Source organism: Vibrio sp. B1ASS3, assembly GCF_905175355.1.
Classification (GTDB): Bacteria; Pseudomonadota; Gammaproteobacteria; order Enterobacterales; family Vibrionaceae; genus Vibrio; species Vibrio owensii.
On sequence record NZ_HG992742.1, the window covers coordinates 2,785,429 to 2,798,763 of the forward strand.

General features: G+C 46.3%; 10 protein-coding genes. 5 read left to right on the top strand and 5 right to left on the bottom strand.

Annotated features, from left to right (window positions below; genetic code table 11):
* Window position 1: 1 nt before the first annotated feature.
* Window positions 2–2,260, bottom strand: a complete 2,259-nt coding sequence (locus KJB05_RS12635; RefSeq protein ID WP_208443914.1) for a DNA internalization-related competence protein ComEC/Rec2 — start codon at window positions 2,258–2,260, stop codon at window positions 2–4.
* A gap of 8 nt (window positions 2,261–2,268) precedes the next feature.
* Between KJB05_RS12635 and KJB05_RS12640 the strand changes: the two genes are divergently transcribed.
* On the top strand, window positions 2,269–2,778 hold the full coding sequence (locus KJB05_RS12640; RefSeq protein ID WP_009707126.1) for a DUF2062 domain-containing protein: 510 nt from the start codon (window positions 2,269–2,271) through the stop codon (window positions 2,776–2,778).
* 170 nt (window positions 2,779–2,948) lie between these two features.
* Here KJB05_RS12640 and lolE read toward each other — a convergent pair whose 3' ends face one another.
* From lolE to lolC, 3 genes are read right to left on the bottom strand one after another with little or no spacing between them, the layout of a single operon-like run.
* Window positions 2,949–4,193, bottom strand: a complete 1,245-nt coding sequence (lolE, locus tag KJB05_RS12645) for a lipoprotein-releasing ABC transporter permease subunit LolE (protein WP_027726601.1) — start codon at window positions 4,191–4,193, stop codon at window positions 2,949–2,951.
* A 2-nt stretch (window positions 4,194–4,195) separates the two neighbouring features.
* Window positions 4,196–4,903 (bottom strand): lipoprotein-releasing ABC transporter ATP-binding protein LolD, encoded by a 708-nt coding sequence (gene lolD / locus KJB05_RS12650; protein WP_005437497.1) that lies wholly within the window; start codon window positions 4,901–4,903, stop codon window positions 4,196–4,198.
* Complete coding sequence (gene lolC / locus KJB05_RS12655; protein WP_027726602.1) at window positions 4,896–6,104, bottom strand: lipoprotein-releasing ABC transporter permease subunit LolC; 1,209 nt, start codon at window positions 6,102–6,104, stop codon at window positions 4,896–4,898. The genes lolD and lolC overlap by 8 nt, the downstream gene beginning before the upstream one ends.
* A gap of 264 nt (window positions 6,105–6,368) precedes the next feature.
* On the opposite strand from lolC, the gene KJB05_RS12660 reads away from it, so the two are divergent.
* From KJB05_RS12660 to KJB05_RS12675, 4 genes are all read left to right on the top strand, one after another.
* Complete coding sequence (locus KJB05_RS12660) at window positions 6,369–6,938, top strand: PilZ domain-containing protein (protein ID WP_208443913.1); 570 nt, start codon at window positions 6,369–6,371, stop codon at window positions 6,936–6,938.
* Between the two features lie 5 nt (window positions 6,939–6,943).
* A complete protein-coding gene (gene mfd, locus KJB05_RS12665) occupies window positions 6,944–10,405 on the top strand; it encodes a transcription-repair coupling factor (protein WP_208443912.1) in 3,462 nt (1,153 codons plus the stop codon).
* 7 nt (window positions 10,406–10,412) lie between these two features.
* The gene (locus KJB05_RS12670; RefSeq protein ID WP_005437502.1) at window positions 10,413–11,180 is read left to right on the top strand and encodes a peptidoglycan binding protein CsiV; all 768 of its coding nucleotides are present in this window, start codon (window positions 10,413–10,415) and stop codon (window positions 11,178–11,180) included.
* Window positions 11,181–11,259: 79 nt separating this feature from the next.
* Entirely contained in the window at window positions 11,260–11,808 is a 549-nt protein-coding gene (locus tag KJB05_RS12675; RefSeq protein WP_208443911.1) for a GNAT family protein, read from the top strand.
* Between the two features lie 86 nt (window positions 11,809–11,894).
* Here the strand turns inward: KJB05_RS12675 and KJB05_RS12680 are convergent, their stop codons facing one another.
* The gene (locus KJB05_RS12680) at window positions 11,895–13,184 is read right to left on the bottom strand and encodes an NAD(P)/FAD-dependent oxidoreductase (protein ID WP_009707133.1); all 1,290 of its coding nucleotides are present in this window, start codon (window positions 13,182–13,184) and stop codon (window positions 11,895–11,897) included.
* Window positions 13,185–13,335: the final 151 nt, after the last annotated feature.

Sequence of the window (13,335 nt, forward strand, 5' to 3'; positions counted from 1 at the left end):
CTTATTCTACTCCCTTACGCAGCATCTGCCTATACCAAGGCTCAATTGTCTCGCTACGTTTGGTTTCAAAATGCCAATCGTCTTGATCTATGAACAATGACACTTGACCGCTTGTTCCTGTATCCAACCAGTGTGCGTTTGCATTCTCATAAGCCTGAATAACCTTGTCTGCAGGCATTCCCCACTGATTGGCTTTAGCTAAAGACGCAATAGCAAGTTGCGGAGAAACTGCTTTCACAAACTTAGTGTTGGATGAACTTTTGCTGCCATGGTGAGGCACAAGCATCACATCACTTTCTAGTCTGGCGGGTTCACGAACTAATATCCATTCGCTGATGGCTTCAATGTCTCCCGTTAGAAGCAGTTTAAAATCAGATTCTGCGTCGACGACTCGAATAACACACGAATGAGGATTGTAAGCACGGTTTACCTGCTTAGGCGGCCACAACACTTCAAATTTAAGCGTCTGCCAAATCCATTGCTCTCCTGCGATACATGGTTGGTAATCAAAGTATTGCTGACTGCTGTATTTTATTTTCGGAGAAAAGTGTTGCTCTATGTAGTCTCGACCACCAGCATGGTCTGAGTCTGCGTGACTCACAATCAATACATCGATAGAACGAAAGCCTCTGCGATGCAAAACGGGCGAAACAACCTGTTGAGCGATACTGCCTGTGTCCCACGCTTTCCCAGTATCATAAAGAAGAACCTCTCCCTCCTTCTCTATCAAAACGGCCAGACCATGCCCCACATCCAATACATCGATGCGCCAACGTCCAGATTGACATTCATGAAACAGAGCAGCAGACACAATCACGAGCAGCAAAATAACCATCACGCCTTCGGTTAGAAATCTTGCCCCGATGAAAGCACAAGTTATCGCAATTACCAGTAGCGTCATCTCAAGACTCATGGAATACCAACTGCCTTCAGCGAACTGCAATGACCAACTAAGAGGCCAAAGCATCCAGTCTAAACATTGCCACAGAAGAGCAGCAATACCGTCAGACAAAGGAGTAGCAATGAGCGCGATAAACATCAAAGGAACGACAATGAACCCAAACCAAGGAATAAAAATGAGGTTATAAGCGATGGAGGACAAACTGGTTCCTGAGAAAAACACACCACTGATGGGGACAATCAACAAAGTAAGTACTAACTGTACTTTCAGTAGTGCTGTTAACTTAGCAATCCAGTGGCCTTGAGCCTGTTGTACAACATTAACGGCTAACAATACCGCGACAACAGAAAGGTAAGACAACCAAAAGCTTATATTTAGAGTTGCAAACGGCTCTAAGCAAAGCTGTATTGAAACCGCAAGTAGAAGCACACGCCATGGGCTCCAATAAACCAAGCTAAATTTCAGCAACAAATAAATGGCGCAGACAGAAAACGCACGAGTTGTTGGTAAAGAGAAGTTGGCTAACCATGCATAAGCAAGAGCAGTGACAAGTCCAAATAATGGCGGGAGGAAGGCGTAGCTGGGCAGCCCATACCTAACAACAAGTCCGACACTCATTCCAAACGCAAAAGCCATCCCTATGTGCAAACCGGATATCGAGACCAAATGCAGTAAGCCGCTGTCTCTCAAAGCCCCCCAATCGGACTGAGTAAGCAATGATCGGTCACTAAAGGCGAGTGCACTGATCAAAGGAAAATGTTCAAGTTCTGAGATATGTTCATTGGTGGTCGCGATGATTTGCTGACGTATAGACGTTTGTGTGCGGATCACCCACGTGGCATCAGAAATGACTACCGCCCTTGCAACGATACCTTTTCCAGCAGCTTGTTTCTCTGCATCGTACCCAGCTTCATTCTTCAGACCCAAAATGGGTTTCATCGTGACCTGAGTGGTGAATTCACTGTTAACAGTCAGAGGGAATGCGGTTATCAATCGGATTTTTGGTTTAAGAAAAGGTAACAGCTTTTGAGAATTCACCTGATTGATCTGCGCAATTCCTTCATATCCGTGACTTATTTGCGTAAAAGGGCTGTCAACTTTACCATTTATGGTAATATTCACCCCTGCTTGAAACAGGGCTTGTCTTTGATGCTCCATAACATTGCCGTGGATAATGACAACCATAAAGCCCCAAATTGCGCCTATGCTCAATAAGCCGCGCCGTAATTTGATTATCGAGCCAATGGCAATTATTCCCAGCAGCAACCATCGCCAATCTGGCATCGTCGGCCACCACGCAGACGAGATAATGCTTGCTACAAATAACGCCAAGGTCAAACTTTTTTCTAAGAGAGTCATGTCGTCCTATGCCTAGAAAGCTGATTAAACGCTTCATGCCAGATCATGAAATGATCAAACGCCAAAAAGCACTGAAGGTCTTCGGCAACGTTTTATACAACCCAAATCTGTGGTGTTTAAATCGTCGCTCTGCATCTGGTGCTTTTGCTGTTGGTCTGTTTATGGCGTTTGTTCCGCTTCCGAGTCAGATGATCATGGCTGCAGGTCTTGCCATCATGCTTGGCGTAAACTTGCCTCTCTCTGTCGCCCTTGTTTGGATCAGTAACCCAATCACCATGCCAGTACTGTTCTACTTTGCGTACAAACTTGGCGCACTGGTGATGCATGTACCACCACAACCTTTCCACTTTGAGTTGTCGTGGGAATTCATCATGCAACAAATGAACACCATTGGGCCTCCGTTCTTGTTGGGCTGCGCGATTTGTGGTGTTGCTTCGGCAATCATTGGCTACTTCGGAATTCGCGGACTCTGGCGCTATTCAGTAGTGAGAAGTTGGCAAAAACGCAAAATACGATAAGTACTTATTGAAAAAATGGCAGGTTACAACGCGTTGATTGGAAAAGAGTTAACGTTTGAAATGAAAGAAGATGTAGCCAAGGTATGAAAAATACTGAGCCAGTATAGACTTAAAAATAAAGGACCGAAATTCGGTCCTTTATTTTTTTTGTGTTTCGTTTATTTGGCTTGTTATTTCGAGCTCAAAACCGCAGCGGGATTCAGCTTCGCAGCTCTCGAAGCCGGATACCAAGTTGCAAGCAAACTCAAAATAATCGCCGTGCTTGATACCAAAGCAACATCTGGCCAATGCAGTTGTGATGGCAAGAAGTCGACAAAGTAAATGTCCCCTGATAAGAACTGGTGCCCTATCAAGCTCTCTAAGGCTTTGATGATTGGTGTTAAGTTTAATGCGACAAACACACCCACGATACTGCCAGCAATGCTGCCGAATACCCCTGAGAACACTCCCTGCCAAACGAAAATGCGCTTAATCAGCCCATCTTTCGCGCCCATAGTCCGAAGAATCGCGATTTCTGCAGCGCGGTCTTTCACCGCCATCATTAATGTCGAGACAATATTGAAGCTCGCTACGCCAATCACTAGCACCATCACCAAGTACATAATCGTGCGGACTAACTGGATATCGCGATATAAAAAGCCAAACTGTTGTTGCCAGCTTTTTAGATACACATACACATCAATCAGATTACCTACTTCTCTCACAATCGAAGGGGCGTTCAGCACATCATCGGTTTTGAGAGAAATCCCGGTAACGCCATCACCCAAGCGCGCATACGCTTGAGCATCCTTCAGTGGGACTAGAGCGAGCGAATGATCTATTTGACCATTTAGTGTTAGAAAGCCTGCGACCTTAACGCGAACACGCTTCGGTGCTTGAACTTTATTGGTGCTGCCTGTTTGTGGAATCATCAACGTAATATAGTCACCCACATCGACGTTCAGTTCGTTCGCAACACCACGACCCAAAATCACTTGTTTTTGACCTGGATAGAAGTTTTGCCAAGCTTCTGGATCAATGAATTCAGACATGCTCGAGACGGCCTGTTCAAAAGCAGGGTCGACACCGCGAACCTCTATCGCTTTTAACTTGGTGCCTTTTTCGGCCAAACCCGTAAACCGAACATAAGGTGCTGCCGCGACAACGTGTTCGTGGTTTAGCGCTTGATTCATGGTTTTGGTGTAATTGTGCAGCGGGCCATTCACCCCTTCCAGTTCACCGTGCGGGATAACCGACAGCACGCGCGATTGCAACTCACGCTCAAAGCCATTCATAGCAGAAAGACCAATGATGATCACTGCGACGCCGACAGCAATACCGATGGTTGAAGAAAGTGAAATGAACGACACCATCTTGTTACGCTTTTTAGCGCGACTGAAACGGCCACCGATCATCAATGCTAAAGATGAAAACAAAATTAGCCCTCCGCAACCGCTGTTTCAGTGATAAAGCGATCCACCAGCAAGCCATCTTGCATATGCATTTGACGGTCCATTTTTGCCGCTAACTCGTTATCATGAGTCACGACTAAAAAGGCAATATTCGACTCTTGGTTTAACTCACGCATCAAATCATAAATTGCCAGCGCCGTATTGTGGTCTAGGTTACCTGTAGGTTCATCTGCTAATACCAGATCAGGTTTGTTCACCAATGCTCTTGCAATAGCAACACGTTGGCGCTCACCACCAGACAGTTCAGATGGACGGTGATCCATACGATGACCTAAACCCACTTTTTCCAACAATGCTTGTGCGGCTTCTTTCGCTTCAGAAACCTTTGTTCCGCCGATTAATAAAGGCATTGCCACGTTTTCTACCGCAGTGAAGTCAGCCAGCAAATGGTGGAACTGATACACAAAACCAAGGTGTTTATTACGCAAAGCCGCTTGCTTATTCGAGCTTAACGCGGACAAATCTTGACCGAGAAAATCAACTTCACCTTCTGTCGCATCATCCAATGCGCCAAGAATATGAAGTAACGTACTTTTACCTGAGCCTGATGAACCAACAATAGAAACCAATTCCCCTTTGTCGATATCAAAGCTCACGCCTTTCAGCACTTCAGTATCTAGCGAGCCTTCTCGGTAGACTTTACGAATATCACGACATTCTAATAGCTTATTCATAGCGAAGTGCCTCAGCAGGTTTAACAGAAGATGCTCGGTAAGACGGGTAAACAGTGGCAGCTAGACTCAGAGCAATCGCCAGCACTACCACTAATAAAATTTGGAATGAATCAATCACGATTGGCAGATGGCCACCGAAGCTGAACAAGGCAACGCCTGCGGCTTCCAGAAGCGCATTGAGGTTTAGCGATAAAGCCACGCCGACGGCACCGCCAACAATCGCACCAATCACACCGCTACTTGCGCCTTGGACCATGAAAATCGCCATCACTTGAGATTGCTTCATCCCTTGAGTTTTGAGAATCGCGACTTCTGATTGCTTCTCCATCACCACCATAATCAGAGCAGAAATGATGTTAAACGCCGCAACGCCAACAATCAGACCAAGCATCAAGCCCATCATGTTCTTTTCCATTTTTACTGCTTGGAAAAGCTCACCACGTTGCTCACGCCAATCACTCCATTTCCAATCGTCTGGTAATGGTTTATCTGCAAATTCAGTCACCATAAACGGGTCAGAGAAATACACGCGCCAACCTGAGACGGTGTCTTTCGGCAAACGCATTAGCTTTGAAGCATCCGTCATGTTAACGATCATAAGCTGACCGTCGACATCAGAGCCGGTATTAAAAATGCCTGCAACAGTGAAGTTACGTTGACTTGGAATGCGGCCTAGAGGCGTAAATTGAGTGGCATTGGTCACCATCAAACGCACTTTGTCACCCATAGAAACTTTCAGGGAGCGCGCTAAGCTGTGACCAAGAAAAACTTTATACTCACCCGCTTTTAGTGACGATAAGCGGCCAGCAATAAGGTGATTAGAGATAGGATCGCCCAATTTAGGTTCGATACCAATTAGGTAGCCAGCTGTCAGCTGAGCAGAGCTTTGGATCACCGCTTCACCACGAACGATAGGTTCCGGTTTCGCGCTTGTCGACATATCTTGAATGAACTGAGGGGCATTTTCACTGATAGGAGTTTTACCATCATGTTGTGAAACGACCGCATGAGGAAGCACACCTAAAATGCGTTCTTTAAGCTGGGCTTCAAAGCCATTCATCACGGAAAGTACGGTCACTAACGCCATCACACCGATCGTGATACCCGCTGTCGACATATAAGAAACAAATCGACTGAACCTATCTCCGGAGCGTCCCCGAAGATACCTCAAGCCGATAAACAGAGAGATAGGATGATACATATAAGGCAAACCAACTGGTTTTTTAATAATGGAGCTATTACTTAGCTAATTAATATTCGTTATCTTACCTTACTCTTACTATGAAGAAGACAAGATAATCGCCAAATTTGTCAACGACATGCAATAAGTCCCTATTTACAGCAAAAAGTTCAGCCAGAAAAACAGGTAAACTTGATAACTTAAACTGATTAGCGATAATCATTGCCCTATCCTACTCATTCTTCAATGAAATGAGAGCGCTCGTTGGCAGAAAAGGACCAAATTATGACAGAGCAAGAATACTTCACCGTACACCACAATCTGACGATCAACGTCGAAAAGTTAGAGACGGGCTTTGCTCTGCCAGATGAAGAGACTTTTGTATCAGAAATCCCCGCACCTTTCATTGTCGCGAGTGAATTCAGTCATCTCGATATGTTGGCTGATAACGCAAGACTCGAGCTGCAAAGTAAAGAGCTCAAACACGTCATCTATTTGCTGGATACACAGAACTCAAAATTAAACCTGCTACTGAGTTTTATGCTTTCTCAACAAGATGATGCCAAATTACGTTTTCAAACAACTCAATTCGGCGCTAGCCAGTTGAGCTATCGCAGTGATTCTGAAGTAGAAACAGGAAAACTGGTTCGCGTAAAACTCTTCTTAGATCATCCAGCTGCAGCAATTTACTGCTACGCTCAGATAGTAGAATGCGAATCTACTGAGCAAGGCTATGTGATCACACTCAAGTACAAATTACTTAGAGAAGCTGACCAAGATTTATTAATCAAAGCCGCGCTATACCAACAGCAAAAATTACTCCGTCAGCGCTCACTAGAGCGAGATAACAAATAATTACCATGACAAAAGCAACGATTCTCTCCGTCACGAATCCGTCTGAGCGTGGCGACAAAAAACAGCTTGGCAACCTACCTGGTGCCGCATTGCCGATGGCGATTGCAGAACTGGCTAAACAGCATTCAAGCCACTCTCTGCTTGTAGTTCCCGATCCGCAAATGGCGCTTAAGCTCCAAGCAGAAATAGAGCAGTTTACTGATCAATCGGTCAGCCTATTCCCTGATTGGGAAACGCTGCCTTACGATAACTTCTCTCCGCACCAAGAAATCATCTCAGACCGTATTGCGCGTTTATATCAGCTACCAAACCAAGCCGGTGGCGTAACGATTGTGCCAGTAAGCACCGTATTACAGCGCCAGTCTCCACGTGACTTCTTGTTGCAACACACCTTGATGGTAAAAACAGGCGATCAGTTCTCGCTAGAGAAGCTTCGCGTTCAACTTGAAAACTCAGGCTATCGCCATGTCGATCAAGTGTTTGGCCCTGGTGAGTACGCAAGCCGTGGTTCGATCCTTGATTTGTTCCCGATGGGCAGCTCGGATCCATACCGTATTGATTTCTTCGATGATGAGATCGACACGATCCGAACGTTCGATCCAGAGAACCAACGTTCTATCGAAGACATTCAGCAAATCCAGTTATTACCTGCTCACGAATTCCCGACCACAAAAGCGGCGATTGAAGATTTTCGTACCCGTTGGCGCACTCAATTCGAAGCGCGACGCGAACCTGAATCGATTTACATGCAAGTCACCAAAGGCACGTGGCCAGCAGGTATCGAGTACTGGCAACCACTGTTCTTCGATCATACAGAAACGTTATTTGACTACTTACCTGAAGACTCGCAACTGATCATCGTTGGTGATATTGAAGGCGCGGTTGATACCTTCTTAAATGACGTCGACTACCGCTATGATCAAAAGAAAATCGATCCACTGCGTCCGCTATTGGCGCCACACGAGTTGTGGCTCAAGAAAGACGAACTCTTTGCTCAGTTTAAACAACTGCCACAAGCACAGTTAAGCTTAGAGAAAATCGTTAAGCGCGCTGGCCGCCAAAACCTCGCGGTGCAGTCTCTTGCAGAGCTTGGCGTTCAACAACAGAACAAAGAGCCACTGGCACGTTTACGTCAATTCAGTGAGCAGTTCGTAGGCAAAATCGTCTTCTCAGTCGAGTCGGAAGGTCGCCGTGAAGCGCTGACCGAGCTTCTCCAAGGCATCAAAGTTCGCCCTGTCGTACATGGTTCACTCTATCAAGCGCTTGATTCTGACGATCGCTTCAGCTTGATTCTAGGTGCTGCAGAACACGGTTTTATCCATGATGAGCTCAACTTCGCACTGATTTGCGAAAGCGACTTATTGGGCGATCGCGTTATCCAACGCCGCCGTAAAGACAAGAAGACCGTCAATAGTGACACTGTTATCCGTCACCTAGCGGAGCTTAAACCGGGTCAGCCTGTTGTCCACATCGACCACGGTATCGGCCGCTACATTGGCTTACAAACCCTTGAGGCTGGCGGAATGAAAACAGAGTACGTGACTCTTGAGTATCAAAACGATGCCAAGCTTTACGTGCCCGTGTCTTCATTAAACTTAATCAGTCGCTATTCAGGTGGCGCTGAAGACAGTGCGCCGCTGCATAAACTGGGTGGTGAAGCATGGGCGAAAGCTCGTCGTAAAGCTGCAGAGAAAGTTCGTGATGTTGCCGCTGAGCTTCTGGATGTTTACGCGAAACGAGAATTGAAACCGGGCTACAAGTTTGAGCTAGACCGTGGTCAATACGCGACCTTTAAAGCGACTTTCCCGTTTGAAGAAACCGACGACCAATCAATGGCCATCAATGCCGTTCTGTCCGATATGTGCCAAGCAAAAGCCATGGATCGCCTTGTGTGTGGTGATGTGGGCTTTGGTAAAACAGAAGTTGCGATGCGCGCAGCATTTGTTGCCACAGACAATAGTAAACAAGTGGCGGTCTTGGTTCCGACGACCCTACTTGCACAACAGCACTTTGAAAACTTCCGTGACCGCTTTGCCAACTTACCAATCCGCGTAGAAGTGCTTTCTCGCTTTAAATCGGCAAAAGAACAGAAAGTGATTCTCCAAGATGTTGCCGATGGTAAAGTGGACATCGTAGTAGGTACTCACAAACTGCTCTCAAGCGACATCAAATTCAAAGACCTTGGTTTATTGATCGTCGATGAAGAGCATCGCTTTGGTGTGCGCCAAAAAGAAAAAGTGAAAGCGATGCGTGCGGATGTCGACATCCTAACGCTTACCGCGACACCAATTCCGCGAACTCTGAACATGGCGATGAGTGGCATGCGCGACTTGTCGATCATCGCGACTCCGCCAGCACGCCGTTTGGCAATCAAAACGTTTGTGCGTCAACGTGAAGACTCCGTGGTTCGTGAAGCGGTACTGCGTGAAATCATGCGTGGTGGTCAAGTTTACTTCCTACATAACCAAGTCGAAACCATCGAGAAAACAGCGGAAGACCTGCAGAAGCTCATCCCTGAAGCGCGTGTAACCGTTGCCCACGGCCAGATGCGTGAACGCGAGCTAGAACGCATCATGAATGACTTCTATCATCAGCGTTTTAACCTTTTGGTGTGTACCACCATCATAGAAACCGGTATCGACGTTCCGACCGCCAACACCATTATTATGGACCGAGCAGATAACCTTGGTCTTGCACAGCTGCACCAATTACGTGGCCGTGTTGGTCGTTCGCATCACCAAGCATACGCTTACTTGTTAACGCCACATCCTAAAGCGATAACAAAAGATGCCATCAAACGTCTTGATGCAATTGCATCTCTGGAAGATCTGGGCGCAGGCTTCACCCTTGCAACACACGACCTCGAAATTCGTGGTGCGGGTGAGCTATTAGGTGACGAACAAAGTGGTCAAATTCAATCGGTTGGTTTTACACTGTATATGGAGATGCTTGAACAAGCGGTTGAAGCATTGAAAGAAGGTAAAGAGCCATCGCTGGATGATCTACTTCGCGAGCAAACCGAAATTGAGATGCGTATTCCTGCCCTACTGCCGGATGATTACATTCCGGATGTGAACACGCGTTTATCGATGTACAAACGTATTGCAAGTGTGAGCGACAATGAGGGCTTATCCGAGCTTAAGGTTGAACTGATTGACCGATTTGGTCTGTTACCAGACGCAACGAAGAATCTCCTATCTGTCTCAGAGCTGAAAATTGGGGCAGGAAGTCTCAAAGCGAAGAAGATTGAGGCGCATGACAAGGGCGGATTCATTGAGTTTTACCCTGATGCTGACATAAACCCAGCGTATTTGGTTAAACTCCTGCAATCACAGCCGCAAAAATTTGCAATGGAAGGTCCAACTAAGTTCAAGTTTAGCGTACCATTAACGGACCGACGTAAACGCATTCAGTTTGTTCAAGACTTACTGAATGATTTTAAAAAGAATTTATTACCAACGAGCTAATAGTCGAATGAGAATACTGATCCCATTATTGCTTCTTTGTGTCTCAATGCCATCTTGGGCTGCGCGTCAATTTGATATTGAAGTAATTATTTTCAAGCGAGCAGTCGACGCTGAAAGCACCAGTGAATCATGGCCAAATGAACTGCCTAAGATCGAAATGAGCAATGTCGGCAGTTTAGACAGCGAATCTTACCGCCGTTCAAAAGGCGTAACCTTACTACCACGTTCTTCTTTCCGTTTGAACGCCCAAGAATCCGCATTAAATAATCATGCTGGTTTCAAAGTGCTTAAGCACGTGGCATGGCGTCAAGGTGACCGAGGTAAAGCAAGCGCTCCTATTTTCCGCATCGTTGGTGGTCGTGATTTCTCAGGCTCTTACAACGCTGATGGTAGCCCAATCGGTAGTAGCTCTTCGCTAACAAGCGATGGTTACAGCGAAGAGAACGTGAGCGGTCCACTTTATGAGCTAGACGGCAAGCTACAAATTTATGTCCAGCACTACTTGTTCGCTGAAACGACGATGGATTTACGTGAACCGAGTGTTCGCGAAATCCACATCGAATCACAGCCATCAGATCAGCTGACAAATGAGTTGGGTGAAGTAGACGGTAACGTACAAGTCGGTAACTTGGCAGAAGTGTCACCAACAGTGACCGAAGAGAAGTTCTTGAAGAGCTTCCGAATGGATCAAAAGCGCCGTATGCGCAGTAGTGAAACGCACTACTTAGACAACCCACTGATGGGGATGATCATTCAAGTTCGTCGCGTTCAATAAGTCACGAATTAAACAGAAAAGCGCAGCACTGGCTGCGCTTTGTTTTATCTAGAATCTCACATGGAAGTTGTATCGATTCATGGCACCAGATTTTGAAATCATAACACCACGCTTAGCGCTCAAACTGATTCCATCAGAGCAAGCACACTCATTGCAACGTTTACTCGTCGAATCCCCTTCCCTACATCAATGGTTAGATTGGTGTAACGAGGACGTCTCTCTAAAAGATGCTCAAGATTTTCTATTGGCAACCCGCTTAAACTGGGTAAAAACCGAGGCTTTTGGCTTTGGGGTTTATGAACGAGAACACAACAGCCTTGTGGGAATGGCCGCTGTGAATGAGCTTTACCACACCTTCAACATGGCGAGCATTGGTTATTGGATTGCTGATCGCTATCAGCGCAATGGTTATGCTCACGAGGCGATTAGAGCACTGGCAGAGTTCTGCTTTGCAAAACTGAATTTAACGCGTGTAGAGATCGTCTGCGATTTAGACAACACAGCAAGTCAGGCGTTAATTGAGTCGGTAGGGGCCAAAAAAGAAACCATTGCGAGAAATCGCTTTATCTTTCACGGAAAACCAAAAGACGGCGTGGTGTATTCGCTGCTTCCTAGCGACTTAGAATGAAAAAAGCCACCGACATACGGTGGCTTTTGTTTTATTTATCATTGAGCTCTTTCATCGAACACTCGACACAGGACTCAATCTTCAAATTAGTGCAGCTTCAAGTTTGGACGCAGTACGCGGTTGATACGGCCAACCAACATCATTAGGCCAGTCTTAATCACACCGTGCAGCGCCATTTGGTGCATGCGGTATAGCGAGATGTAAACCACGCGAGCAATACGACCTTCAACCATCATGGAGCCTTTAGTTAGGTTACCCATCAAGCTACCTACTGTAGAGAAGCGGCTTAGAGAAACCAAAGAACCGTGGTCTTTGTATTCGTACTCTTTTAGCTCACGGCCGTTAAGCTTAGCAACGATGTTAGTGAACGCTTGGCTCGCCATTTGGTGCGCAGCTTGAGCACGTGGCGGTACAAATGAACCATCTGGTTGAGTACATTGAGCCAAATCACCTATAACGAAGATGTCGTCATCACGAGTGGTTTGTAGTGTATTTTTCACAACAAGCTGGTTGATACGGTTCGTTTCTAGACCTGCGATATCTTTGATGAAATCTGGAGCCTTGATGCCTGCTGCCCATACCATGATTTGAGCAGGGATCTTCTCGCCGTCTTTCGTTGTCAGACCATCTTTATCAGCTTGTGTCACCATCGTCGCTGTACGTACGTTTACACCCAACTTAACCAACTCTTGGTGTGCCGCAGAAGAGATACGTGGTGGAAGTGCAGGAAGAATACGCTCACCCGCTTCAACAAGGTTTACGTTTAGCTTGCTAGAATCTAGGTCGCCAAAACCGTATGTACGTAACTCTTTCACCGCGTTGTGAAGCTCAGCAGATAGCTCAACCCCCGTTGCACCCGCACCAACAATCGCGATATCGACTGTGCCGTTACCGTTTTTCGCGTGTAGCTTCAAGAACTCGTTGTTCATTTCACTACGGAAACGGTGTGCTTGTTCTGGGCTATCTAGGAAGATACAGTTGTCACGAACACCAGGAGTGTTGAAGTCGTTAGATGTAGAACCAATTGCCATCACTAGAATGTCGTACTCTAGTTCGCGACTTGGCATAAGAAGTTCGCCGTGATCGTCTTTAAGCTCACTAAGAATGATCACTTTACGCTCACGGTCGATGTCTTGAAGGCTGCCCATTTGGAAGTCAAAGCTGTGGTTTTTCGCATGAGCACGGTAGCTCAGTGCATCCACACCTTCGTCCAATGAACCTGTTGCTACTTCGTGCAATAGCGGTTTCCACAAGTGGCTCGCTTTACGGTCTACCAGTGTAATTTGCGCACGGTTCTTACGACCCAGAGTGCGGCCCAGTTTGGTTGCCAACTCAAGGCCACCAGCACCGCCGCCTACAACGATAATGCGTGTCACAATGTTATCCTCTACAAAAATGAATATATGGGTTCAGCTCGATGCTGACTCACAGTAATCTGAGGTCATACATCCAACCGATGAATTCTTTGGTCTCTAGAGGTGAGCTCACTTTTGGATAAACACCGATACCATCTTGTTTTTTGCTTAT